We start from the raw sequence: 24,565 nt of genomic DNA on the forward strand, positions 1-24,565 counted from the left end.
GAGCCCATGCTGAAGATTCAGGGCGTCCATACCTTCTACGGTTCCATCGAAGCCCTGAAGGGCGTGGACATGGAAGTGTCCGCCGGCGAGATCGTGACGCTGATCGGCGCCAACGGCGCCGGCAAGTCGACCCTGCTGATGACCATCTGCGGCAACCCGCAGGCTAAGTTCGGCAGGATCATCTTCGAGGGCGAGGACATCACCCGGGTCCCCACCTTCGAGATCGTGCGGCGAGGCATCGCCCAATCGCCCGAGGGCCGGCGGATCTTCGGCCGCATGACCGTCCTGGAGAACCTGCAGATGGGCTCGGTGACGGCCCAGCCCGGCAGCTTCGACCGAGAGCTGGAGCGGGTCTATACCCTGTTCCCCCGCCTGAAGGAGCGCCAGTCCCAGCGCGGCGGCACGCTCTCCGGGGGCGAGCAGCAGATGCTGGCGATCGGCCGCGCGCTGATGAGCCAGCCGCGCCTGCTGCTGCTGGACGAGCCGTCGCTGGGCTTGGCGCCGCTGATCGTGAAGCAGATCTTCAAGGTGATCGAGGATATCAACCGCGAGCAGCGGATGACCGTCTTCCTGGTGGAGCAGAATGCCTTCCACGCGCTCAAGCTGGCCCACCGCGGCTATGTCATGGTCAACGGCAACATCACCCTCCAGGGCACCGGCCGCGAACTCCTCGCCAACGAGGAGGTTCGCACGGCATACCTGGAAGGCGGGCACTAGGAGGCCATGATGGAACAGCTACTCGGAACCTCTATCCCCGTGTTCATCGGCCTGACGGTGGTCCTGTTCGGCGGCGCGGCCTTCATGACCGGGCAGGGGATGGCGTCGAAATGGCGGCCGATGCGGACCGCCTTCCTCTACACGGCGCTGCTGGGGCTGGGCGACCGGTTCCTGCTCTACGCCCTGTTCGGAGGGGAACTGCTCAGCGTAACCGGGTACGTCATCCACACCGCCGTGCTGACGGTGATCTGCATCGCGGCGTACCGGATGACCCAGGCCCGCAAGATGACGAAGCAGTATCCCTGGCTCTACGAACGCAGCGGCTTGTTCGGCTGGCGCGAGAAGAACTCCGCGGGCGGCCACGCGGCCGTTTCGTAAGTCATGGGATGACGGATTCTGTCGCACTGCGCGACAGGTCAGATATAATGAAAATACAACGGGGAGTGCCGCCCGCCGATCGCCCCGCGATACGGGCGGCAACCGGTTCGGCCTTCCCGCAAGGCATGTAACGACCAGCTCATGAACAGGGAGCATTGTGGTTATGAAGTTGAAAAAAGCGCTTCTTGCGGCGACCGCCGCTTTCACTCTCGCCACCGCAGCCGCGTCGGCCGCCTACGCGGACATGGTGATCGCCGTTGCCGGCCCGATGACCGGTCAGTACGCGGCGTTCGGTGAGCAGATGAACAAGGGCGCGCAGATGGCCGCGGCGGACCTGAACGCCGCCGGCGGTATCCTGGGCGAGAAGATCAAGCTGGAGGTCGGCGACGACGCCTGCGACCCGAAGCAGGCGGTGGCCGTCGCCAACCAGCTCGCCGGCGCGGGCGCCATCTTCGTCGCCGGGCATTTCTGCTCCAGCTCCTCGATCCCGGCCAGCCAGGTCTATACGGAAGAGGGCATCCTGCAGATCTCTCCCGCCTCGACCAACCCGAAGCTGACCGACGAGGCCAAGGGCAACAACGTCTTCCGAGTCTGCGGCCGCGACGACCAGCAGGGCAAGGTCGCCGGCGAGTACATCGCGACCATGTACAAGGGCAAGAACGTCGCGATCATCCACGACAAGAGCGCCTACGGCAAGGGTCTGGCCGACGAGACGCAGAAGTCGCTGAACGCGGCCGGCCTCAAGGAGAAGCTGTACGAGGCGTACACCGCCGGCGAGCGTGACTATTCGGCCCTGGTCAGCAAGCTGAAGCAGTCGGCCATCGACGTCCTGTATGTCGGCGGCTACCACACGGAAGCCGGCCTGATCGCGCGCCAGCTGAAGGATCAGGGCATGAGCGTCCAGATCATCTCGGGCGACGCGCTGGTCACCGAGGAATACTGGACGATCACCGGTCCGGCCGGACAGGGCACCCTGATGACCTTCGGACCCGACCCGCGCAACAAGCCGGCCGCCAAGGCGGTGGTCGAGAAGTTCCGGGCCCAGGGCTACGAGCCGGAAGGCTACACGCTGTACACCTACGCGGCGATGCAGATCTTCAAGCAGGCCGCGGAGAAGGCCGGCTCGACCGATCTGGACAAGGTGGCCGCGGTCCTGCGGAGCACCGAATTCGACACGGTGATCGGCAAGATCGCGTTCGACCAGAAAGGCGACGTCACGACCCCGGCCTATGTGTTCTACAAGTGGAACGACGGCAAGTACGCGGAAGTGACGACCAACTAAGGCCAGGGACTCGGCACGACGAAAAGCCCGGCGCATCGCGCCGGGCTTTTTTCGGGTCTGGCCGCCGCGCAGTCGGGCGAGGCGTCAGTGGGCCGCGAGCTTGGCCTGGTCGGACGCCGGGGGGCGGGGCTGCAGGACATCAGCCGGCTTGATGCCGGCCTGCTCCTCGCAAACACGCAGGACGTCACGCCAGAAGGCGGCGGCGCGCAGGTTGTTCGCGGCGATGAGTTCGACCAGCTTGACCTTGGCCAGGCGCACGGCGTCATCGCCCAGTTCTTCGACCAGACGAGTCGCTACCAGAAGAATGTCGAGATCGGTTTTCATGTCCATGTAACGGTCAAGATGAGGCATCTGTTCCTTTTGGTGCCGAGCTTCTTCCGGCATACGACGTTCGTTGAATGACGGATCGCTGTTGCGTTTCCGTCACAAAACTCAAACCCGCGATGTGGGAGGTGCGGAAACTCTCGCAAGGGTACCGCCGCTGGTTTAATCATCTCCCATGCCGGCTTGGTTGGAAAAATCACAGGTTCTGGAGAATGCCAATGCGGCGAAGGAAACGTGAGATAACGGAAGGCCAGCGCTACCGGAGGCTGGGCCCCGGCGGCAGCGTATGGGAAATCGTCGCCGTGCGGAAAGACGTCATGGGGGCGACCCATGCGCAGATGAAGCGGGCCGACGATCCCAAGACGCTGAAGACCCTGGCAATCGCCGCCCTGCTGGACCCGGAACAGTTCGAACGGGTCGGCGAAGAGGCCTGACGGGAACGGGGCCGAGGCCGGGCATCCAGCGCCCCTTGCCGGCATCGCGGCAAGGGTGCTCCCGCGGCCGGACCGGCCCCCGCGGAGGATCTTTCCGGGAGGCACAACACCATCGAGGTCGAGGACAGGCCGCCCCATCCAAGGCCGACATTCCCGGCCCGCAATTCATCTGGAAAGGCGTGCGCCGGGGTTCCGGTTCGAGCCTTCAGGGGCCATTTGCGTTAGGCTATGCATTGCCGGGGCCGGTATCGGCAGTGCTGTGTCCGCATCAGAGGAATGAGACGATGGCGTCCTACGACTACGACCTGTTCACCATCGGCGCCGGATCGGGCGGCGTCGCCGCCAGCCGCCGCGCCGCCGCCCACGGCGCCCGCGTCGCGATCTGCGAGGGCAGCAAGGTCGGCGGGACCTGCGTCATCCGCGGTTGCGTGCCCAAGAAGTTGCTGATGTACGGCGGACAATTCCGCGATGCCTTCGAGGATGCCGTCGGATACGGATGGGACGCCACCGTCCCGGATTTCGATTGGCCGAAGCTGCTGGCCGCCAAGGACCGGGAGATCGATCGGCTGAACCACATCTATATCGGGATGCTGGAAAAAGCGGGCGTGACCCTGATCGAGGGCTTCGGCCGGCTGATCGATCGGCATACCGTCGAAGTCGCCGGGCGACGCTACACCGCGCGCACCATCCTGATCGCGACCGGCGGGCACCCTGTCGGCCCGAGCTTGCCGGGATTCGAGCATGCCATCAGCTCGAACGAGGCACTGGACCTGAAGCGGCTGCCCTCGCGCATGGTGATCATCGGCGGCGGCTACATCGCCGTCGAGTTCGCCTGCATCTTCAACGCGCTGGGCGTCGACATCACGATGATGATCCGCAGCGGCGACCTGCTGAACGGGTTCGACGACGATATCCGCCAGGCGCTGGCGATGGAGATGCGCAAGCGCGGCATCACCATCCGGACCGGCATCAAGCTGGACCGGCTGGAGAAGCTCGACGACGGCTATTGCGTCGTCGCGCGCGACGGCGAGCGGCTCGAGACGGAACTGGTGTTCGCGGCGACCGGCCGGGTTCCCAACACCCGCAACCTGGGCTTGGAGGAGATCGGGGTCGAACGGGACGAGAAGGGCGGGGTGAAGGTCGACTCCTGGTCGCGCACCAACATCGACAACATCTATGCGGTCGGCGACGTGACCAACCGGGTGGCGTTGACGCCGGTCGCCATCGCAGAAGGACGCGCCTTCGTCGAGACCATGTACAACGACAATCCGATCGAGGTCGATTACTCCAACATTCCGACCGCCGTCTTCAGCAGCCCGCCGATCGGCACGGTCGGCCTGTCGGAAGCGCAGGCCCGCCAGGTCTGCGGCGAGATCGACGTCTACAAGAGCGCCTTCAGGCCGATGAAGAACACGCTGAGCGGCCGTGACGAACGGACGCTGATGAAGCTGGTGGTGGATCGCCGGAGCGATCGCGTGATGGGTGCCCACATGCTCGGCCCCGACGCGCCTGAGATCGTCCAGGGGCTCGCGATCGCCATGAATTGCGGCGCCACCAAACGGCAGTTCGACCGCACGATCGGCCTGCACCCGTCCGCCGCCGAGGAGTTCGTCACCATGCGCGACAAGGTACCCGACCCGGTCCGCAGCGAGGCGGCGGAGTAGGGGGCGGGGATCGCCGCGGCCGGTTGGTCGGCCCCTCCGAGTCGCGGCGGATTCTTTAGCTCTGGAAATGAAACGCTGAAGGAAGTATAGCCAGACCTCTTGGATTGTCGAAAAAGCGACCGGAGCGATGAGGATTGCGCCGGTCAATGTGGAGGATGGTGCCATGGCCGAACGCTGGACCCCGAACACCTGGCGCTCGAAGCCCGTCAAGCAGATGCCCGTCTATGCCGACCAGGACAAGTTGGCCGCGGCCGAGCAGCGTCTGTCGAATTATCCGCCGCTGGTCTTCGCGGGCGAGGCGCGGCGGCTCAAGGCGGCCCTGGCGGACGTGGCCCACGGCAACGGTTTTCTGCTCCAGGGCGGCGACTGTGCCGAGAGCTTCGCCGAGTTCCATCCCAACAACATCCGCGACACCTTCCGCGTCCTGCTCCAGATGGCGGTGGTGCTGACCTTCGGCGGCTCCACGCCGGTGGTGAAGGTCGGCCGCATGGCGGGGCAGTTCGCCAAGCCCCGCTCGACCGACACCGAGACCATCGACGGCACCGAGCTGCCGAGCTACCGCGGCGACATCATCAACGGGTTCGACTTCGACGCGGCCTCGCGCGAGCCCGATCCCGACCGCATGGTGCAGGCCTACAACCAGGCCGCCGCCACGCTCAACCTGCTGCGCGCCTTCGCCCAGGGCGGCTATGCCGACCTGCACAAGGTCCATCAGTGGAACCTGGGCTTCGTCGAGCGCAGCCCGGCCGGCGAGCGCTACCGCGACCTGGCCGACCGGCTTGACGAGACGCTGAACTTCATGGCGGCCTGCGGCATCACCGCGGAGACGACGCCCCAGCTGCGAGAGACCGACTTCTTCACCAGCCACGAGGCGCTGCTGCTCCCCTACGAGGAGGCGCTGACCCGCGTCGACAGCACCACGGGCGACTGGTACGACGTGTCGGCCCACATGCTGTGGATCGGCGACCGCACCCGTCAGCCCGACCATGCCCATGTCGAGTTCCTGCGCGGCGTCAAGAACCCGATCGGCCTGAAGTGCGGCCCGACAAGCGACCCGGACGAGCTGATCCGCCTGATCGACATCCTGAACCCCGCGAACGAGCCGGGACGCCTGACGCTGATCGCGCGCATGGGCCACGAGAAGGTGCAGGACAAGCTGCCGGCCCTGATCCGCAAGGTCCAGCGCGAGGGGCGGGTGGTCGTGTGGGCGTGCGATCCCATGCACGGCAACACCATCAAGTCGTCCACCGGCTACAAGACGCGGCCGTTCGACCGCATCCTGTCGGAGGTGAAGGACTTCTTCTCCGTCCACCAGGCGGAGGGGACCCATCCCGGCGGCGTCCATTTCGAACTGACCGGCCAGGACGTGACGGAATGCACCGGCGGAGCCCAGGCGATCACCGACCATGCCCTCGCCAAACGCTACCATACCCACTGCGATCCGCGCCTGAATGCCAGCCAAGCCCTTGAACTGGCGTTCCTTATAGCGGAAGGTCTGAAGCGGAGCCGTCAGCAGCAGGACCGGGAGCGCCGGATCGCCGCGGCGGAGTGACCGCACAGAACCAGCCCCGGAGCGGTCCCAGGCCGTTCCGGGGCCAACCAGAGCGCTAAATCTTGGACAGTCGAGACAACGACCGCATCCTGCAATCCCCCCGGCCGTCGGTATCCGACATCGCCAGGTGGACCGACACCTATTTCCTGCGCACCAAGGACACGGTCGGCCGGTTCGGCGACAAACGGGTCACCTACGCGATCTTCATGCGCCGGCCCGTCGTCTCGGCGCCCCGTCTCGCCGTCGAATGGCTCCAGGGTGTCGCCCGCGAGCGCGGGTTCGAGGTCGAGGTGGACCTGCTGCACACCGAGGGCCGCTGGATCGGCGCCGGCGAGCCGATCCTGTACATCACCGGCCCGCTCTATCATCTGGTCGACCTTGAAACCCTGCTGCTGATGAAGCTGGGTCCCGCCTGCGTCGCAGCCTACAACGCCTTCACCATGTGCGCCGACCTTCCCAAGGTGGCGTTCCTCGCCATGGACGCGCGTCACTGCGCCGGCACCGAGATGGCGGAGATCATGGCCTACGCGGCCAGCGTCGGCTCGGCCCGAGCCAAGCGGAAGGTCGGCGCCGTCGGATTCGTCGGCAACGCCACCGACGCGACGGCCCATTATTTCGGCCGGTCCGCCGGCATGGGAACCATGCCCCACGCCCTGATCGGCTATGCCGGGTCGACCGTGCGGGCGGCCGAGATGTTCCACGAGACCTTCCCCGACCAGAACCTGACGGTTCTGGTGGACTATTTCGGCCGGGAGGTCACCGACAGCCTGGAGGTCTGCCGGCGGCTGCCGCACTTGGCCGAAGAGGGCCGGCTGAGCATGCGCATCGACACGCCGGGCGGCCGCTTCATCGAGGGTCTCGATCCGCCCGGCTCCTACGCGGTGCTGGAGCGCCATGTCCCGGCTGCGATCCGCGGCTATCGGGACGAGACCCAGCTCCGCTACCTGATCGGCACCGGCGTGTCGGCGGCGGCCATCTTCCACTTGCGCGACGCGCTGGACGCCGCCGGCTTCGACAAGGTCAAGATCGTGGCCAGCAGCGGCTTCAGCCCGGCCAAGTGCCGAATCATGGCGGAAGCCCAGGCGCCGATCGACGTGATCGGGACCGGCAGCTACCTGCCCGAGCGCTGGACCGAGACCTATGCGACCGCCGATATCATCGAGTATGACGGCGAGAAGCGGGTCAAGGTAGGCCGCGAGTTCCTGTTCCGGAAATAACGGTCCGCGTCGGGTTGAACCGCTTCGGTTCACGCAGCCGGCCGCGCCACTCGCCGAGATGCGCATTGTTGCGCCACAGGCGCAACCTACGGCTCAATGCAGGACGGAGGTGATGCGGGCCGTCGATCGTAGGTTGTGCCCATGGCGCAACGCATCTGATCGGCCGCCCCGGTGACCGGATGATCGTTTGGAAACAGGTGGAACGGTTTGGTAAGCCTTTGGTCATAATACTCGGCGTTCTATGGTAGCGTGCTTGAACCCCGGAGGCAGGATGTCGAACGATCTGGATCGCGAAGCAAGGCTCGGATTCCTCGGGATCAATGATGAGACGCGATCGGCCCTGCGGAACTTCGCTCCAACTCTCGACGCGACGCTGCCGAAGACGCTGGACAAGTTCTACGACCATATCGCCACCGATGCCGAGATGCGGGTCATGCTGGCGGGTGTTTCGATCGACCGCCTCAAGGAAGCGCAGCGCCGGCACTGGACGAGCCTGTTCGCAGGGACTTTCAATGACGCCCAACTGGCGCGGACCGTCCAGATCGGCACCACGCATCAGCGTATCGGCCTTGAGCCGCGCTGGTACATCGGCGGGTACTCCCTGGCGATGGGCGACCTGATGGACGCGGCGGTCAACCGGTACCGCTGGCAGCCGTCGCAGCTGAAGCGCGTTCTCCGGGCGATCGTCCAGACCGTCTTCCTGGACATGGACCTGGCGATCTCCTGCTACATCGAGAGCGGCGACCAGAACCGGCAGAAGGAGCTGTGGCACCTTGCCGACACGCTGGAGCGGGAGGTCCATTCGGTCGTCTCACAGGTCGCCGAGCGCGGCGGCCATGTTTCCGACATCGCGACGCAGACATCCGCCGCGATCGACCGCGTGGCCGGCAACGCGACCGCCGTGGCGTCTGCGGCCGAGCAGGCCACCGCCAGCTTCGAGACCGTGGCCGCCGCGGGCGAGCAGCTCTCCGCCTCGGTATCGGAGATCAGCCGGCAGGTCAGCGTCTCGCGCACCGTCACCCGGCAGGCGGTCGATCAGGCGGGCTCCGCGAACCTCTCGGTGCAGGGGCTGGCGACCGCCGCGGGGGAGATCGGGCAGATCGTCCGGGTGATCAACGAGATCGCCGGCCAGACCAACCTCCTGGCCCTCAACGCCACGATCGAGGCGGCACGCGCGGGGGAGGCCGGAAAGGGATTCGCGGTGGTCGCCAACGAGGTGAAGGCGCTCGCATCGCAGACCGCGCGCGCGACCGAGCAGATCTCCGCCCAGATCGCGCGCATCCAGGCCGAGACCGAGAAGGCTGTGTCGGGCATCCAGAGCATCGTCGGCGTGATCCACGAGGTGGAGGCGATCTCCGCCGGCATTGCCGCCGCGATCGAGCAGCAGACCGCCTCGACGGGAGAGATCAGCCGCAGCGTCATGGAAGCCGCGGCGGGGACGCGGCAGGTCGCCGCCAGCATCACGGAAGTGGCCCATGACACCGGCGAAGCCTCGGAACTGATGCACGAGGTGCGGTCCGAAACCGGCACCATGACCCAGCATGTCGGTCATCTCCAGAACGAGATCGACCGGCTGATGAGCACGATGAGGACGCACGAGGTATTCGACCGTCGGAGACATCGGCGCCATCCCGTCGATTTCTCGGCGACGGTATCCGTCGGCGGTGCCAGGAGACAGGTCGGGCTGGTCGACCTGTCGGCGGGGGGCGTCGGGCTCGTCGGGACCGTCACGGGTTCGGCCGGTGGGATGGTCGAGCTTGTCCTTCCCGGACTGGAGGGCGTGATCCGGGGGCAGATCCTCTCGACCGAGCGCGACATCACCCACCTGAAGTTCGAGCGCACGCTGACGCCGGCAGAATTGGCGGGCCTGCTGCGGTCGGCCCGGATGGCGGCATGACCGACGGTTCCTCCTTGCCGCTTTGAGCGGGCCGATGGTCTTGGTAGATTGCCGGATCGATCCATCCGGATGCCCGCATCGCCATGACCGACCGCCTCGCCATCGCCCTGGCCCAGCTGAACCCGACCACGGGCGCCATCGACCAGAACATCGACCGTATCCGCGCGGCGCGGGCGGAGGCTTCCGCCCGCGGGGCGGACCTGATGGTCTGCGCCGCCATGGGCGTCTCGGGCCAGCCGGTCGAACAGCTCGCCCTGAAGCCATTCTTCCTGGACGCGGTCGAGCAGGCTGTCCGGGATTTCGCCGGGGAAACGGCCGATGGCGGGCCGGGAGTGCTGGTCGGCGCCCCCTGGCGGGTGGACGGTCAGGTCTGCAACGCCGTCCTGATGCTGGACGGCGGCCGGGTGGCCACCATCCGGACCAAGCATGTGCTGGCGGACGGGAGTCCGTTCGACGAGCGGCATTTGTTCGCCGCCGGTCCGGTTCCCGGCCCGGTCAACTTCCGGGGCGTCCGCCTGGGCGTCATGATCGCCGAGGATATGGCGACCGCCGATGTCGCGGAAGCGCTCGACGAGTGCGGAGCCGAAATCCTGGTGGTCGCCGGGGGCGATGCGGTCGACCTGGACACTCAGGACCGCCGGATCAACCGCGCCGTGGCCCGGGTCGCCGAGACCGGGCTGCCGCTGCTGTATGTCAATCAGGTCGGCGGGCATGACGAACTGGTGTTCGACGGGTCGAGCTTCGTCCTGGGCGCGGACCGCGCGCTGCGGATCCACGCGCCCGCTTTCCGGGAGAGCTTGGCGGTGGCCCGGTGGGAACGGGGCGATGACGATGGTTGGATCTGCCACGAGGGCGAAATGTCGGGCCCGCCGTCCGGGCTGGCCGCCACATACCACGCGCTCATGCTGGGACTGCGCGACCATGTGAGGAAGAGCCGACGGAACGGCGTGCTGGTCGGCCTGACCGACGGCGTCGACAGCGCGCTGACGGCGGCGTTGGCCGTCGATGCGCTGGGTCCGGACCGGGTCCACTGCATCCTGCTGCCGTCGCCCGATACCGGCCGGGAAGCCCTGGAGGACGGCGGGGAAGTCGCCGAACTGCTCGGGTGCAAGATCGACGAGATCGCGATCGCGCCGGCCTTGCGGGCGGCCGATGCCATGCTCGCCCCGGCCTTCGCCGGCCGCGACCCCGACAAGGCGGACGACGACCTGCGGGGAAGCCTGCGCGGCGCCGTCCTGCTTGCCTTGGCGGAGAAGTTCGATGCGCTCGCCCTGTCGTCGGCCAACAGGACCGACGTGGCGGTCGGACGGTCGATGCTTCACGGCGACCTGTGGGGCGGCTTCGCCGTTCTGAAGGACGTCTATCGGACCACCGTCGTGGCGCTGGCCGCCTGGCGCAACCGGAATCTTCCCGACGACGCCAAGGGGCCGGCGGGGCGCGTGGTGCCCGAGCGGGTCATCACCGACACGGCGGCCAGCGGGTGGCGGACCGGCCGGGACATGGGATGGGTGCTGCCACCGGGCGACCTGCTCGACGATATCCTGCGCTGCCTGTTGGACCAGGAGTTGACCGTGGCCGAGATCCTGGACCGCGACCACGACCCGGTAGCCGTGGAACAGGTCTGGCGCTCCGTGGTCCAGGCGGAATGCCAACGACGCCAGCTTCCGCCGGGTGTCAGGATCAGCGGCCGGAGCTTCGGCACCGGCTGCAGGCTGCCGGTCGTCAACGGTTTCATGTCGATCTTGTGATGCGCCGCCCCGTCGGCAGGGGGGCGATCCGTCGCATCGCTAATGCGAGTGACTTGCAGTAGTATCTTGGTCACGGTAACTTGCCCGTTCCGAGGCCTTGAGTCGCATGCGCTTTTCCGCGATCGATCCTTCCCCCCTCCTGATCGGCAGCCTGGTTTTCACCCTGCTGGCCGGCACGCCCGCCCTGGCGGAACGGAAACTCGATGCCGCGGTGGCATCGATGCTGGCCGACTATGTCAGGCCCGGATCGGTTCCCTTTCCGGACGACAATCCCTTCACCGAGGCGAAGGCCGAACTGGGCCGCAAGCTGTTCTTCGACGCCAGCCTGTCCGGAGCGGGGGACCGGTCGTGCGCCACCTGCCACGCCCCTGTTTCCGGCTGGCAGGACGGGGTGCCGGCCCACCAGGGACTGGACGGAACGCCCCTGGGGCGCCGGACGCCCTCGGTCCAGGACGCGGCCTGGGGCGAGCTGTTCTTCTGGGACGGCCGCGCCGGCAGCCTGGAGGAACAGGCGCTCGGCCCGGTCCAGAACCCGCGAGAGATGAACCAGACGCTGGAAGGCATGGTTCGGACCCTGGAGGCCGACCCGCGCTATCCGCCCCTGTTCGCCCGGGCGTTCCCGGAGGATCCGAGGATCACGCCGGTCACCGTCGCCAAGGCGCTTGCCACCTTCGAACGCACCCTGGTGTCGGGCGTGACACCCTTCGACCGCTGGGTCGGCGGCGACGGCGGGGCCGTCAGCGATGAGGCGAAGCGCGGCTTCGAGGTTTTCACCGGACCCGCCGGTTGCTCCTCCTGCCATTCCGGCTGGCAGTTCACCGACCATGCCTTCCACGATATCGGCCTGCCCGGCGAGGACCTCGGCCGCGGCGCGATCCTGGGCTTGCCGAAGCTGAACCACGCCTTCAAGACGCCGCCGTTGCGGAACGTCGCCGACCGGGCCCCCTACATGCATGACGGCTCGATCGGGACGCTGGAAGGGGTGGTCGAGCATTACCGCAGCGGCATCGTCGGCCGGGACACGCTGTCGCCCGACCTGCCGAGGATCGACGCGCTGTCCGAGCGGGAAAAGGCCGACCTGGTGGCTTTCCTCCACAGTCTCAGCCCTGATCCCGCGACCGCGGCGGACAGTCTCGCCGTCACTTCGGCGCCCGAATCCGAGACGTCCGATACGCTGACGATCGTTCAGAAGGACAAGCGGTTCAGCCACCGCCATGTCCATATCAAGGTGGGCGAGACCCTGACGATCCAGAACCAGGACACGCGGGCTCACAATATCCGCGTGTTCGAGGACAGTATGGACTTCAACAGCGGGTACCAGGAACCGGGCGAACATGTCAGCCTGCCCTTCACCGAGCCAGGCACCTATCATGTGTTCTGCGGCATCCATCCCAAGATGAAGCTCAAGGTGGACGTGGAGTAGGCGGGGGACGGACCGGGTTTCCGCCGTTTCGCACGGGGCCACGGTGTGCTATCCGTGCCGCCCCCATGTTCCGGAAGCCCGAAGGGATCCATGAGCGTCGCCGTCCGTTTCGCGCCGAGCCCCACCGGCCAGCTCCATGTCGGAAACATCCGCCTGGCGCTGGTCAACTGGCTGTTCGCCCGCAGCCAGGGAGGCAGTTTCCTGCTGCGTCTCGACGATACCGACCTGGAGCGGTCGACGGCCGAATACGCCGCCGGGATCGAGCGCGACCTGCGCTGGCTGGGCCTTGACTGGGACCGCTTCGCCCGGCAGTCCGACCGGCTGGACCGCTACGCGGCGGCTGTCGAGCGGCTGAAGGCGGCCGGGCGCCTCTATGCCTGCTACGAGACGGCCGAGGAACTGTCGCTCAAGCGGAAGAGCCTGCTGGGCCGGGGCCTGCCGCCGATCTACGACCGTGCGGCCTTGCGCCTGACGGATGCGGACCGGGCGCGCCTGGAGGCCGAGGGCCGGACGCCGCACTGGCGCTTCCTGCTGGAGCACGCGCCGGTCGAGTGGGACGACCTCGTGCGCGGCCCGCAGCATTTCCACGGACGGGACCTCAGCGACCCGGTGCTGATCCGCGAGGACGGGCGGACGCTCTATACGCTTTCGTCCGTCGTCGACGACATCGAGCTGGGCATCACCCACGTCATCCGCGGGGAGGACCACGTCGCCAACACGGCGGTGCAGATCCAGCTCTGGCAGGCGCTGGGCGGACCGGTGCCGGGCTTCGCCCACCTGCCGCTGCTGACCGACGCGACCGGCGCCGGTCTGTCGAAGCGGCTGGGCAGCATCAGCGTCGCCAGCCTGCGCGACGACCAGGACATCGAGCCGATGGCGATCAACAGCCTGCTCGCCAAGCTGGGCACGTCGGACGCGATCGAGGCGCGCATGAGCCTGGCCGAGCTGGCGGCCGAATTCGACATGGCCAAGGTCGCCCGCGGCGCCCCCAAGTTCGATCCGGAGGAACTGGCCCGGCTGAACGCCCGCGTGCTGCACGCCACTCCCTTCCAGGCGGTCGCCGGCCGGCTGCAAACCCTGGGTTTCGGCGGGATCGACGCCGTGTTCTGGGAGGCGGTGCGGCCGAACCTGTCGCGGCTGGCCGACGTGGCGGAGTGGTGGCATGTCGCCCGCGAGCCGATCGAGCCGGTGGTCGAGGACGCGGAATTCGCCTCGGCCGCCGCGGCCCATCTGCCGGCGGAGCCTTGGGACGACACGACCTGGAGCTCCTGGACCGGCGCCGTCAAGTCGGCGACCGGGCGCAAGGGCAAGGGCCTGTTCATGCCGCTGCGCCTGGCGCTCACCGGCCGCGACCATGGACCGGAGCTGAAGAATTTGTTACCTCTGATCGGTCGCGAGCGGGCGGAAGCGCGGCTCGCCGGCCGGGTTGCCTGAAGTGGCTCTGTTTTAAGGAAAGACCGGTGGCCCTGGATCTCTTCAACACGCTGACACGCCAGAAGGAACGGTTCGAGCCGCTGGTGCCGGGCAAGGTGGGCCTCTATGTCTGCGGCCCGACGGTCTATGACTACGCCCATATCGGGAATGCGCGCCCGGTCGTCGTGTTCGATGTGCTGTGCCGGCTGCTGCGGCGGCTGTACGGCCAAGTCCGCTATGTCCGGAACATCACCGACGTCGACGACAAGATCATCGACCGCGCGCGGGAGAGCGGGGAAGGGATCGACAGCGTCACCTCGCGCACGACCGAGGCGTACCACCGGGACATGGCCGCGCTGAACGCCCTTCCGCCGGACGTCGAGCCGCGGGCGACCACCCATGTCGCCCAGATGATCCGGATGATCGGCCGCCTGATCGCCGCCGGCAACGCCTACGAGGCGGAGGGACACGTGCTGTTCAGCGTGCCCTCGATGGCGGATTATGGCCGGCTGTCGCGCCGGTCCCGGGACGAGCTGGTCGCCGGCGCCCGGGTCGAGGTGGCGCCGTACAAGCGCGATCCCGCCGACTTCGTGCTGTGGAAACCCTCCGCCCCGGAGGTGCCGGGCTGGGACAGCCCGTGGGGGCGGGGACGGCCGGGCTGGCATATCGAGTGCTCCGCCATGGCGGAGGAGCACCTGGGAGAGACCTTCGACATCCATGGCGGAGGGCTCGACCTGATCTTCCCGCACCATGAGAACGAGATCGCCCAGTCGGCCTGCGCCCACGGCGGCGCCCCGCTGGCCCGCTACTGGGTCCATAACGGCTTCCTGACGGTCGAGGGCGAGAAGATGTCCAAGAGCCTGGGCAACTTCTTCACCGTCCGGGACCTGCTGGCCGAGTTCCCCGGAGAGGCGATCCGGCTTACCCTGCTCGGCGCCCATTACCGCCAGCCGCTCGACTTCACCCGGGACGGGCTGAAGCAGTCCAAGGCGACCTTGGACCGGTGGTACACGGCGTTGCGCTCGGTCGAGGACGTGCCCGCGTCCGGCGACCAAGTGCCGGCCGAGGTGATGGCGGCGCTGGAGGACGACCTGAACACGCCGCTGGCGATCAGCCACGTCCACGGCATCGTGACGGCCCTGAACAAGGCGACGGAACCGGCGGAGCGCGCTGCGCTGAAAGCCGCCTTGCTGGGCGCCGGCGGCGTGCTGGGCCTGCTCGGGCAGGGCCCGACCGAATGGTTCCGCGGCGGCGATGCCGGCGGACCGGACGCCGCAGCCATCGAGGACCTGATCGAGCAGCGCAAGCAGGCCCGCAAGTCCAAGGACTTCGCGGCGGCCGACCGGATCCGGAAGGAGCTGGCCGACCAGGGCATCGTGCTGGAGGACGGTCCCGGCGGGACCACCTGGAAGCGGGCTTGACCATGGGCGAGCGGATATATCTCTACGACACCACCCTGAGGGACGGCGCGCAGACCCAGGGCGTCGATTTCTCCGTGGCCGACAAGACGGCCATCGCGCGGGACCTGGACCTGCTGGGGATCGATTACGTGGAGGGCGGCTGGCCGGGCGCCAACCCGACCGACGACGCCTTCTTCGCCGACCCGCCGCAGCTGCGGAACGCCACCTTCACCGCCTTCGGCATGACCCGCCGGCCCGGCCGGAGCGCCGCCAACGATCCCGGCCTGGCCGGCTTGGTCGGTGCGAAATGCGACGCGGTCTGCATGGTCGGCAAGACCTGGGACTTCCATGTGGACGTTGCGCTGAACATCCCGCGTTCGGAGAACCTGGAGCTGATCTCCGACAGCATCGGGCTGATCCGGGAGCGCAAGGGCGAGGCGCTGTTCGACGCGGAGCATTTCTTCGACGGCTACAAGGCCAACCCGGACTACGCGGTCGACTGCCTGATGGCCGCCTTCCAGGCCGGAGCCCGCTGGATCGTGCTGTGCGACACCAACGGCGGCTCCCTCCCGGACGAGGTCGAACGGATCGTCCGCGCCGTGGCGGAGCGCATTCCCGGGACCAACCTGGGCATCCACACCCACAACGACACGGAGAATGCCGTCGCGAACTCCCTGGCGGCCGTGCGTGCCGGCGCCCGGATGATTCAGGGGACGCTGAACGGGCTGGGCGAACGCTGCGGCAACGCCAACCTGGTATCGCTGATCCCGACGCTGATGCTGAAGATGGGCTATGAGACCGGCATCACGGCCGACGGCCTGCGCCGCCTGACCCAGGTCTCGCGCGGGCTGGACGAGCGGCTGAACCGGGCGCCCGACCGGCATAAACCCTATGTCGGGGAAAGCGCGTTCGCCCACAAGGGCGGCCTGCATGTCTCCGCGGTGGAGAAGGACCCCACGAGCTACGAGCATGTGGACCCCGCCAGCGTCGGCAATCGCCGGACCATCGTCGTCTCGGACCAGGCCGGTCGGTCGAACCTGCTTGCCCGCTTTCGCGAGATCGGCATCGAGATCGATGCCCGCGACGAGCGCATCGCCGACTTGGTGGATCTGGTGAAGCGGCGGGAGTATGACGGTTACGCCTACGACGGCGCCGAGGCGAGCTTCGAGCTGCTCGCCCGCAGGGCCCTTGGCGAGGTGCCGGATTTCTTCCGCCTCCAGAGCTTCCGGGTCATCGACGAGCGGCGCTGGAACGCCCGGGACGAACTGATCACCCTGTCCGAGGCGACGATCAAGCTGGACGTCGGCAGCCAGTCGCTGATGACGGTCGCGGAGGGCAACGGCCCGGTCAACGCGCTTGACATAGCGCTCCGCAAGGCCCTGGTGCCCGCCTATCCGGAACTGGAAGGGCTCCGGCTGGTCGACTACAAGGTCCGCATCCTGACGCCGAACGACGGAACGAAGGCGGTGACGCGGGTGATGATCGAAAGCATCGACGGGCGGGGCGATCGCTGGACGACGGTCGGCGTTTCGGCCAACGTGATCGACGCATCCTACAACGCGCTGCATGACAGCATCACCTACCGGCTGTACCGCGCCAGCATCGCTGCGGCGCGGGACGGCCGTTGATATAGAGACGGTCAGACATATAGAAGTCGACATATAGAGATATGGCAGGAACCAACCCCCAGCGGGACGCCGTGCTCGGCGGACCGGCGATCATCCTGATCGAGCCCCAGCTCGGCGAGAATATCGGCACCTGTGCCCGCGCGATGCTGAACTGCGGTCTTACCGACCTGCGATTGGTCCGCCCGCGCGACGGCTGGCCGAGCGGCAGCGCCAAGGCCTCCGCGTCCGGCGCGGACCTGGTGCTCGACAACGCGCGCCTTTTCGATCGGACGGAGGACGCGATCGCCGACCTGTCCCACGTCTTCGCGACCACCGCGCGCAACCGCGGCATGATCAAGCGGATCATGACCCCGCGCGAGGCGGCGTCGGAGATGCGGGCCCAATCCTCCGCCGGGCTGGCGACGGGCGTGCTGTTCGGGCCTGAGCGGACGGGACTGTTCAATGACGACCTGGCGCTGGCCGACACCAGCCTGACGGTTCCGCTGAATCCCGCGTTCAGCTCGCTCAACCTCGCTCAGGCCGTCCTGATCATCGGGTACGAATGGTACCAGACCGGCGAGGTGGCGCCGGGACGCTATCTGCACACCGGCGCGACCCGTCCGGCCAACAAGGAAGAATTGGTGAACCTGTTCTCCCACCTGGAAGACGAGCTGGAAAACTCGCGTTTCTTTTCATCGCCCGAGAAGAAGCCGTCGATGATTCGATCTATAAGAAACTGCTTCCAGCGCATGGATATGACTGAACAGGAAGTCAGGACCTTCCATGGCATCATTTCGGCATTGACCGGACGTAAGAGGTCGGCAGCGAAAGAATAGCCTCTCCACGTTCGGGATAGTCTTCCGCCGATTGGCACGAAGGTTGCTGAAATACCCCTATCTAACGGATAGGAGGGGCAATGGGTATCCAGAAATTCGGCCGGAATCTGCGTCGCGCGCTTCGGCATTTGCAATTTGCGGGGCAGGGTGCGAACACGCGGAACAGATTGACCGAGGCGGGAATCCTGCTGAGCGATGCGGCGGACGAGATCGACCTCGCTCTGATGGAGTTGGAAACCGCGAACAGCAACGATCTGGAGTATGCCGACCTGCGCGAGGCGACCGCCCAGATCCATGAGGCGATCCACTTGATCAGCGGGGTCCACCGCAGGATCGGATAGGCGGGAAACCGGATCCCTTTGCTCGCGCCGAAAGAGAGCCGGACAGACGGCATGCCGCTTGTCCGGCGGTGGAACCCGGATTATCAATACCGGGAACCGAGCACCCGCGTCGGGGCCGACCGGAGACGAGCGACATGGATCGGAGCACTGAATCCGGCGCGTCCAGCCGGCATGCCATATTGCTGGTGGAAGGGGATGCATCCGATCGCGCCGTGACGGCCGCGATCCTGAGGCAGGAGGGCCACCAGATCGTCGAAGCGGCGAGCCTGAGGGAGATGGACCGGTCCTTGGCGGAACGGCGCTTCGATCTGCTGCTCACCGATCTGGCGCTGCCAGACGGCATAGCGTTCACCCGCCTCGGGCAACTCCGCCGCGACGAACTTCTCGGCATCATCGTCGTCACCGCCCGGAGGGAGGAAGTCGACCGCATCCTCAGCCTGGAACTGGGCGCCGACGACTATCTGGTAAAACCTCTCAACCCGCGGGAATTGGCGCTGCGCGTCAGGAACCTGCTGCGCCGCCTGCGGGCCGGACGCACGGGCGCCGGCGCCAGTTGCCGTTTCGACGGGTGGACGCTGGACCTTGCTCGGCGCCATCTGCAGGACCCGGCTGGACGCAATGTCCGGTTGACCCGCAGCGAGTTCGACCTGCTGGTGACGCTCTCGTCCAATCCCGGGAGCATCCTCGACCGCGACCGCCTGACCGCCGCCGTCAGCAGGCGGCCGGGATCGCCGGACGATCGCACGATCGACGTGCTGATCGGGCGACTGCGTCGCAAGATCGAAGTCGATCCGCAGGATCCAAGGCTGATCCTGACGATTCACGGTCAGGGATATTGCTTTGCGGCGGTTTGACGCCCGGGACCCGGATTCCTGCCAAGGACACTGAATACCCAAATATTCATTCTATTTCTATTGCTTAGACTGCAGGAACTATAAGATTTCATTTTTGAAATAGGGCGTTCAACTTCATTTACGATATTCCTTTAAGTTTTACTAGAGACATGCAAAGGCAAACTATAGCTTTCGAACCGAGAGGCATTCCGAAAACTACCCGCCAAACAGCGAGGGCACGCTTATGAAGTGGAAGGCGCTTGTCCTGACGGTTCTGCTTTGCCTGCCCGCAGCCATGGCTCGCGCCGATGTGGCGCTGGACGATGTGCAGGTCATCGCCAAGTCGTTGGGCTTCCTGGCTGCCAAGCCGGCCACTCCTGCCAAGATGGCGATAGTCTTCGCGCCGGACATCGCCGTTTCCAAGGCCGAGGCCGACCGGCTCGCCGCCATGCTCGGCAGCGGCTTCAAGGAGGGCTCGCTGACGCTCGAGCCGCTGCTGGTGCCGGTCGCCGAGCTCGAGAAGCTCGACGGGGCCGGCGTCGTCTTCGTGACCACGGGGCTGGCGGCGCACCAGGGCGCCATCTTCGAGTCGGCCAAGTCGAAGCGTCTCCTCACCGTTTCGACCGATTCGAGCTGCGCGCGCACGGGGCACTGCGTCATGTCGGTCGCCAGCCAGCCGGCCGTCGAGATCCTGGTGAACAAGCAGGCGGCCGATCAATCCCAGGTCGCCTTCAGGGCCGCCTTCCGCATGCTCATCATCGAAATCTGATGCCGTCCCCGCCTAGCGTGACGCTCCGAGGATCCGCCATGAAGACCCTGTTTCCGCTCGCATCCATCGGCATCGCGCTCGCCCTGACCGCGACAGGACCGGCGCATGCCCAGACCATCAACTACGGAGACCTGGAGGCGCTGTTCAAGGAACCGGTGACCACCAGCGCCACCGGCAAGCCGCAGCGGCAGACCGAAGTTCCGGTCACGATGGACATCATCAGCGCGGAGGACATCCGCCGTTCGGGCGCCAACGATATTCCGGAAGTCCTGCGAAGCGTCGCCGGCGTCGATGTCTGGCGGTGGAGCAACGGTTCCTCCGACGTGGGCGTGCGCGGCTACAACCAAGCCTATTCGCCGCGCCTCCTGGTGCTGGTCAACGGCCGGCAGGTCTATCTCGACCATTATGGCCTGACCACCTGGAGCGCCATCCCGGTGGAGCTCTCGGAGATCCGCCAGATCGAGGTGGTGAAAGGGCCGAACTCGGCTTTGTTCGGCTTCAACGCCGTCGCCGGCGTCATCAACATCATCACCTTCTCGCCGCTTTACGACGACGTCGACACGGCGACGGTACGCGGCGGCACCCAGAAGTACCGTCAGGCGTCGCTGGTCAATACCCTGAAGATCGGCGACCGGGCGGGGCTGCGGATCTCGGCGGGCGCCTCCAACGCCGATGAATTCGACACCCCCGCGACATCGCTGCAGAACAGCCTGCGGCGGAATCCGGAGCGCCGGTCGCTCAGCGTCGACGGCCTGTTCCAGGTTCTGGACGATACCCAGTGGGGCGTCGAGCTGACCCGCAGCCATGTCCAGCAGACGGAGATGGTCCCGATCTATACCCCGATCGCGGCGAAGATCGATACCTACTCGGCACGTACGACGCTCACCGGCGAAGGGGCGGTGGGACTCTGGGAAGCCACCGTCTACCGCAACTGGCTCGAAGCCAACCTCGATTCGGACGACGTGCTGCCGACGCTGCCGATCTCGAACCACGTGACCGTGGCCAAGCTCCAGGACCTGTTCAAGATCGGGACCGATCACAGCTTCCGGGTGACCGGAGAGTACCGGCACAACGCCATGGAGACGGTGCCCTACAAGGAAGCGACGGTTTCCTACGACGTCTATGCCGCCGGAGGCATGTGGGACTGGGCCGTCACCGATTCGGTCTCGCTGACCAACGCGGTCCGCGTCGACCATCTGCGCCTGGACCGGAGCGGGCCGGTGACCTTGAGGAACGCTCCGGGCAGCGTCGGTCCCTTCACCAACGACGATTTCGACAAGGCCCTGACGGAATACAGCTTCAACAGCAGTCTCGCCTGGAGGCCGACGCGGCTGGACACGTTCCGGGTCACGGCGTCGCGCGGCGTCCAGCTCCCCTCGATGATCGCCCTCGGGTATCATGACGGCTATCCGGTGCCGTTCGGCCCGATCCCGACGTCGCGCATCTCCGGAAGCCCAGATATCGATCCGATGGCGGTGATGAACTACGAGGTCGGGTACGACCGCCGGATCCCGCAGATCGACAGCCTGGCCCGATTCAGCCTGTACCGGCAGACGTCGAAGAACCTGATCGGCGATGCGGATGCGACCCGCATCACCAACATTTCGCCCGCGGGATATGACTTCCTCTTCCGCAACGTCGGCAGCTCGGAAGCGACAGGTGCGGAAATCGGCCTCGACGGCCGTATCGGCTCCAACTGGCGTTGGGGAATCAACTATTCGTTCGAGATCGTGGACGACGACCTGATCGCCGATTTCAACGACGGGCGTCCCAGCGCGGTGGCGTACGAGGAGACGACGCCCCGCCACAAGGTCAACGGCAAGGTGGGCTATACCTGGCGCGGCTTGGAGCTGGATTTCTCCGCGAACTACGTCTCGGGAACCCGCATGCCCCTGATCCAGGTCGGCAGCAGCAGCACGCGGCTGATCGATGTCGAGGACCGGGTCACGGTCAACGGCCGCATCGGCTAACATCTCAACGACACGATCACCGTCGCGGTGGAGGGGTTGTCGTTCAACCAGACGACCCACCGGGAGACCTCGCTGCCCGAGGTCGAGCGGAGGCTCTATTTCTCGGTGCGGGCCGACTACTGAGTTCCCGCGTCGGAAACCCTGTCCGGAGAAGCCATCATGGCGAAGCGCCCGACGCTGTCCAACCTGCCGTTCTTCTTCAAGTTCGCCCTCGCGCCCGGTCTGGCGGTCTGCCTGATGATGGTGGTCGCGACGGTGGGTTACACGGGACTCGGCAGGCTCGTCGGGGATCTCCGGACCATGGTCGAGGCGAACCTGCGGGGCGGCATCGACCTGGCCACGGTCAGCGGCCGGATCGACAGGGTGAACGGCCACCTCTACCAAGCCGTGGTCGCCAAGGCCGCCCAAGGCAACGACGCACGCATTCCGGAGCGGCTGACGGCGATCCGGGAGGAACTGGATTCGATCATCCGGGATCTGGGCACCTGGCGCGACCGGTACGCCCAGCCGCAGGAACGCGGCAAGCTGGATGAGGCGATCGAGGGGCTGGGCACCTACCGGGAGATGATCGACGTCGTCGAGTCGATGCTTGAGTTCGATTTCCGGGGGGTGGTCAAGCTGATCGGGCCGCTGGAAGAGAATTATCGGAAGCTCAATGTCCTGATCGCGGGCATCATCGATTCCGGAGTCGAGAATGCCCGGTTGCAGGCGGACCAGTCCGCGACCGCCGCCGACCTCATGAAGTTCGTGTTCCTGGGGTCCACGCTGATCGCCGCCGTGGCGGTGGCCGGATTCTCCTGGGGCATCGGCCGGTCGACCACCGGCTCCATCGAACGGATCGCCGCGGTGACCCGGAGACTCGCCGACGGAAAGCGTGACGTGGATATCGCCGCGCTGTCCCGGAGCGACGAACTCGGAGCCATCGTGGAGTCGCTGGCGGTATTCAGGGACAACGGCATCAAGCTGGACCAGTCCTGGGAAGCGCAGAGGCACGAGCACGAGCAGCGCGAGCGGCGCGCCCAGGCCATGGAACAGCTCGTCCTGTCGCTCGACGGGGAGATTTCCCGGACCTTGAACCAGGTATCGGCAGCGACCGTCACGCTGGAGAAGGCCGCCGAGTCGCTCTCGGCGGTCGCGCAGCAGACGGAGCATCAGGCCGACTCGGTCGCCGGCGCCGCGTCCCAGGCTTCCGCCAACGTCGATACCGTGGCGGCCACGGCGGAGCGCCTGTCGCTGGCCATCGTCGAGATCGACCGGCAGGTGGGTGAATCGACCCGGGTGTCCGGCCAGGCCGTCACGTCCGCCCAGCGGGCCAACGATCTGGTCACCGGCATGGACGATACGACCCGGAAGATCGGCGAGGTGGTCAAGCTGATCACCAGCATCGCCGCCAAGACGAACCTGCTGGCCCTCAATGCGACGATCGAGGCGGCACGGGCAGGGGAGGCCGGAAGGGGCTTCGCGGTGGTCGCCCACGAGGTCAAGGATCTGGCGAACCAGACGGCCCATGCCACCGGCGAGATCACGGCCCAGATCGCCGCGGTGCAGGATGCGACGCGCCTGGGGGCCGAGGCGATCCGCGAGATCACCTCGATCATCGGCCGGATGAACGAGATCGGCGGCATCATCGCCGGCGCGGTCCGGGACCAGAGCGGAGCCACCCACGAGATCGTCGACAGCGCCTTGCAGGCGGCCGACGGGACCCGCACCGTGTCCCGCAGCATCGAGGGCGTCCGCGACGGGGCCGGGGAGACCGGCAAGGCCGCGGAGGACGTCAACGGCGCGGTGGGTACGCTGTCCAGCCAGGCGAGCGACCTGCGCACCATGATCGACCGGTTCCTGGCCGACATCCGGTCGGTCAATGCCTCGCAGGGTCGGGATTGACGCCGGGCGCGGGCTTTCCGGGTGACATCCGTTTGACTTTACGCTCCCGGGCCGTATAGTGCGGCGCTTCCTCCCAAGAAGGCGGGCGTGCATGCGGTAACGCCCCGTCCGCGGTCGATCAAGTCCTTCAAGACCATCCGACCGGCAGGACCTATTGGGACAACAAACAGCGTCGAAAGCGATAGCGTATGAGCAAGCGTCAAGAGTCCAAGTACAAGATCGACCGCCGTCTGGGCGTCAACCTCTGGGGTCGTCCGAAGAGCCCGATCAACCGTCGTGAATACGGCCCCGGCCAGCACGGCCAGCGGCGCAAGAAGCCGTCCGACTTCGGCCTGCAGCTGATGGCCAAGCAGAAGCTGAAGGGCTATTACGCCAACATCGGCGAGAAGCAGTTCCGCCGCCTTTATGCCGAGGCCGTCCGCCGCCGCGGCGACACCGGCGAGAACCTGATTCAGCTGCTGGAGCGCCGGCTCGACGCCGTCGTCTACCGCATGAAGTTCGTGCCGACCCCGTTCGCCGCGCGCCAGTTCGTCAACCACGGCCATGTCCGGGTCAACGGCAAGCGCGTCAACATCCCGTCCTACCAAGTCAAGGACGGCGACGTGATCGAGGTCAAGCAGAAGTCGAAGCAGATGGCGCTGGTCATGGAAGCGATCGCTTCCGGTGAGCGCGACATCCCCGACTATCTGGACGTCGACACCTCGGCCCTGAAGGGCACCTTCGTCCGCGCCCCGGCCTTCGCCGACGTGCCGTACCCGGTCCAGATGGAACCCAACCTGGTGGTCGAGTACTACAGCCGCTGATCTTCGCGGCCTGAAAGACGAAAGGGGCGCCGGCTCGAGCCGGCGCCCCTTTTTTCATGCCCACCCCGGCCGG

Annotated in this window: 21 protein-coding genes; 20 read left to right on the plus strand and 1 reads right to left on the minus strand. The window is 66.7% G+C overall.

The window, feature by feature from the left end; translation table 11 throughout:
* Nucleotides 1–6: 6 nt before the first annotated feature.
* The 3 genes from IGS68_RS11760 (at nucleotide 7) to IGS68_RS11770 (ending at nucleotide 2,377) form a co-directional block, all read left to right on the plus strand.
* Nucleotides 7–717, plus strand: coding sequence for an ABC transporter ATP-binding protein (locus IGS68_RS11760; protein WP_201081265.1), 711 nt, complete (start codon nucleotides 7–9; stop codon nucleotides 715–717).
* A gap of 6 nt (nucleotides 718–723) precedes the next feature.
* The gene (locus tag IGS68_RS11765; protein ID WP_371821892.1) at nucleotides 724–1,095 is read left to right on the plus strand and encodes a DUF6867 family protein; all 372 of its coding nucleotides are present in this window, start codon (nucleotides 724–726) and stop codon (nucleotides 1,093–1,095) included.
* Nucleotides 1,096–1,258: 163 nt separating this feature from the next.
* Entirely contained in the window at nucleotides 1,259–2,377 is a 1,119-nt protein-coding gene (locus tag IGS68_RS11770; protein WP_201080153.1) for a branched-chain amino acid ABC transporter substrate-binding protein, read from the plus strand.
* A gap of 84 nt (nucleotides 2,378–2,461) precedes the next feature.
* Here IGS68_RS11770 and IGS68_RS11775 read toward each other — a convergent pair whose 3' ends face one another.
* Nucleotides 2,462–2,761: a hypothetical protein gene (locus IGS68_RS11775; protein WP_201080155.1), complete on the minus strand. Its 300-nt coding sequence runs from the start codon at nucleotides 2,759–2,761 to the stop codon at nucleotides 2,462–2,464.
* 242 nt (nucleotides 2,762–3,003) lie between these two features.
* On the opposite strand from IGS68_RS11775, the gene IGS68_RS35970 reads away from it, so the two are divergent.
* The 17 genes from IGS68_RS35970 (at nucleotide 3,004) to rpsD (ending at nucleotide 24,492) form a co-directional block, all read left to right on the plus strand.
* Nucleotides 3,004–3,135: a hypothetical protein gene (locus IGS68_RS35970; protein WP_256445765.1), complete on the plus strand. Its 132-nt coding sequence runs from the start codon at nucleotides 3,004–3,006 to the stop codon at nucleotides 3,133–3,135.
* A gap of 284 nt (nucleotides 3,136–3,419) precedes the next feature.
* Complete coding sequence (gene gor / locus IGS68_RS11785) at nucleotides 3,420–4,799, plus strand: glutathione-disulfide reductase (RefSeq protein ID WP_201080159.1); 1,380 nt, start codon at nucleotides 3,420–3,422, stop codon at nucleotides 4,797–4,799.
* Between the two features lie 163 nt (nucleotides 4,800–4,962).
* Complete coding sequence (locus IGS68_RS11790; RefSeq protein ID WP_201080161.1) at nucleotides 4,963–6,351, plus strand: class II 3-deoxy-7-phosphoheptulonate synthase; 1,389 nt, start codon at nucleotides 4,963–4,965, stop codon at nucleotides 6,349–6,351.
* Nucleotides 6,352–6,413: 62 nt separating this feature from the next.
* Nucleotides 6,414–7,568, plus strand: a complete 1,155-nt coding sequence (locus IGS68_RS11795; protein ID WP_201080163.1) for a nicotinate phosphoribosyltransferase — start codon at nucleotides 6,414–6,416, stop codon at nucleotides 7,566–7,568.
* 271 nt (nucleotides 7,569–7,839) lie between these two features.
* Nucleotides 7,840–9,465, plus strand: coding sequence for a methyl-accepting chemotaxis protein (locus IGS68_RS11800; protein WP_201080165.1), 1,626 nt, complete (start codon nucleotides 7,840–7,842; stop codon nucleotides 9,463–9,465).
* Between the two features lie 83 nt (nucleotides 9,466–9,548).
* Nucleotides 9,549–11,213, plus strand: a complete 1,665-nt coding sequence (locus IGS68_RS11805; protein ID WP_201080167.1) for an NAD+ synthase — start codon at nucleotides 9,549–9,551, stop codon at nucleotides 11,211–11,213.
* A 106-nt stretch (nucleotides 11,214–11,319) separates the two neighbouring features.
* Complete coding sequence (locus IGS68_RS11810; protein ID WP_201080169.1) at nucleotides 11,320–12,636, plus strand: cytochrome c peroxidase; 1,317 nt, start codon at nucleotides 11,320–11,322, stop codon at nucleotides 12,634–12,636.
* A gap of 90 nt (nucleotides 12,637–12,726) precedes the next feature.
* Nucleotides 12,727–14,070, plus strand: a complete 1,344-nt coding sequence (gene gltX, locus IGS68_RS11815) for a glutamate--tRNA ligase (protein WP_201080171.1) — start codon at nucleotides 12,727–12,729, stop codon at nucleotides 14,068–14,070.
* Nucleotides 14,071–14,096: 26 nt separating this feature from the next.
* On the plus strand, nucleotides 14,097–15,470 hold the full coding sequence (gene cysS, locus IGS68_RS11820) for a cysteine--tRNA ligase (RefSeq protein ID WP_201080172.1): 1,374 nt from the start codon (nucleotides 14,097–14,099) through the stop codon (nucleotides 15,468–15,470).
* A 2-nt stretch (nucleotides 15,471–15,472) separates the two neighbouring features.
* Nucleotides 15,473–17,077 carry a citramalate synthase gene (gene cimA, locus IGS68_RS11825; RefSeq protein WP_201080174.1) on the plus strand — a complete coding sequence of 535 codons (1,605 nt, stop codon included), beginning with the start codon at nucleotides 15,473–15,475 and terminating at the stop codon, nucleotides 17,075–17,077.
* Between the two features lie 41 nt (nucleotides 17,078–17,118).
* Nucleotides 17,119–17,892: an RNA methyltransferase gene (locus IGS68_RS11830; RefSeq protein WP_201080176.1), complete on the plus strand. Its 774-nt coding sequence runs from the start codon at nucleotides 17,119–17,121 to the stop codon at nucleotides 17,890–17,892.
* 167 nt (nucleotides 17,893–18,059) lie between these two features.
* On the plus strand, nucleotides 18,060–18,233 hold the full coding sequence (locus tag IGS68_RS11835) for a hypothetical protein (RefSeq protein ID WP_201080178.1): 174 nt from the start codon (nucleotides 18,060–18,062) through the stop codon (nucleotides 18,231–18,233).
* Nucleotides 18,234–18,445: 212 nt separating this feature from the next.
* Nucleotides 18,446–19,087, plus strand: a complete 642-nt coding sequence (locus tag IGS68_RS11840) for a winged helix-turn-helix domain-containing protein (RefSeq protein ID WP_247881287.1) — start codon at nucleotides 18,446–18,448, stop codon at nucleotides 19,085–19,087.
* A 223-nt stretch (nucleotides 19,088–19,310) separates the two neighbouring features.
* The gene (locus tag IGS68_RS11845; protein WP_201080182.1) at nucleotides 19,311–19,835 is read left to right on the plus strand and encodes a YfiR/HmsC family protein; all 525 of its coding nucleotides are present in this window, start codon (nucleotides 19,311–19,313) and stop codon (nucleotides 19,833–19,835) included.
* 38 nt (nucleotides 19,836–19,873) lie between these two features.
* Complete coding sequence (locus IGS68_RS11850) at nucleotides 19,874–21,805, plus strand: TonB-dependent receptor plug domain-containing protein (protein ID WP_201080185.1); 1,932 nt, start codon at nucleotides 19,874–19,876, stop codon at nucleotides 21,803–21,805.
* A gap of 159 nt (nucleotides 21,806–21,964) precedes the next feature.
* The gene (locus IGS68_RS11855; protein WP_201080187.1) at nucleotides 21,965–23,689 is read left to right on the plus strand and encodes a methyl-accepting chemotaxis protein; all 1,725 of its coding nucleotides are present in this window, start codon (nucleotides 21,965–21,967) and stop codon (nucleotides 23,687–23,689) included.
* 188 nt (nucleotides 23,690–23,877) lie between these two features.
* The gene (gene rpsD / locus IGS68_RS11860) at nucleotides 23,878–24,492 is read left to right on the plus strand and encodes a 30S ribosomal protein S4 (protein ID WP_158045417.1); all 615 of its coding nucleotides are present in this window, start codon (nucleotides 23,878–23,880) and stop codon (nucleotides 24,490–24,492) included.
* Nucleotides 24,493–24,565: the final 73 nt, after the last annotated feature.

It is taken from the genome of Skermanella sp. TT6 (assembly GCF_016653635.2).
Classification (GTDB): domain Bacteria; phylum Pseudomonadota; class Alphaproteobacteria; order Azospirillales; family Azospirillaceae; genus Skermanella; species Skermanella cutis.

What these genes read in the sequence shown, in the direction of transcription:
- IGS68_RS11760 (WP_201081265.1), top strand. Translation starts at nt 7, where the DNA reads ATGCTGAAGATTCAGGGCGTCCATACCTTCTACGGTTCCATCGAAGCC.
- IGS68_RS11765 (WP_371821892.1), top strand. Translation starts at nt 724, where the DNA reads ATGATGGAACAGCTACTCGGAACCTCTATCCCCGTGTTCATCGGCCTG.
- IGS68_RS11770 (WP_201080153.1), top strand. Translation starts at nt 1,259, where the DNA reads ATGAAGTTGAAAAAAGCGCTTCTTGCGGCGACCGCCGCTTTCACTCTC.
- IGS68_RS11775 (WP_201080155.1), bottom strand. Translation starts at nt 2,761, where the DNA reads ATGCCGGAAGAAGCTCGGCACCAAAAGGAACAGATGCCTCATCTTGAC.
- gor (WP_201080159.1), top strand. Translation starts at nt 3,420, where the DNA reads ATGGCGTCCTACGACTACGACCTGTTCACCATCGGCGCCGGATCGGGC.
- IGS68_RS11790 (WP_201080161.1), top strand. Translation starts at nt 4,963, where the DNA reads ATGGCCGAACGCTGGACCCCGAACACCTGGCGCTCGAAGCCCGTCAAG.
- IGS68_RS11800 (WP_201080165.1), top strand. Translation starts at nt 7,840, where the DNA reads ATGTCGAACGATCTGGATCGCGAAGCAAGGCTCGGATTCCTCGGGATC.
- IGS68_RS11805 (WP_201080167.1), top strand. Translation starts at nt 9,549, where the DNA reads ATGACCGACCGCCTCGCCATCGCCCTGGCCCAGCTGAACCCGACCACG.
- IGS68_RS11810 (WP_201080169.1), top strand. Translation starts at nt 11,320, where the DNA reads ATGCGCTTTTCCGCGATCGATCCTTCCCCCCTCCTGATCGGCAGCCTG.
- gltX (WP_201080171.1), top strand. Translation starts at nt 12,727, where the DNA reads ATGAGCGTCGCCGTCCGTTTCGCGCCGAGCCCCACCGGCCAGCTCCAT.
- cimA (WP_201080174.1), top strand. Translation starts at nt 15,473, where the DNA reads ATGGGCGAGCGGATATATCTCTACGACACCACCCTGAGGGACGGCGCG.
- IGS68_RS11830 (WP_201080176.1), top strand. Translation starts at nt 17,119, where the DNA reads ATGGCAGGAACCAACCCCCAGCGGGACGCCGTGCTCGGCGGACCGGCG.
- IGS68_RS11845 (WP_201080182.1), top strand. Translation starts at nt 19,311, where the DNA reads ATGAAGTGGAAGGCGCTTGTCCTGACGGTTCTGCTTTGCCTGCCCGCA.
- IGS68_RS11850 (WP_201080185.1), top strand. Translation starts at nt 19,874, where the DNA reads ATGAAGACCCTGTTTCCGCTCGCATCCATCGGCATCGCGCTCGCCCTG.
- IGS68_RS11855 (WP_201080187.1), top strand. Translation starts at nt 21,965, where the DNA reads ATGGCGAAGCGCCCGACGCTGTCCAACCTGCCGTTCTTCTTCAAGTTC.
- rpsD (WP_158045417.1), top strand. Translation starts at nt 23,878, where the DNA reads ATGAGCAAGCGTCAAGAGTCCAAGTACAAGATCGACCGCCGTCTGGGC.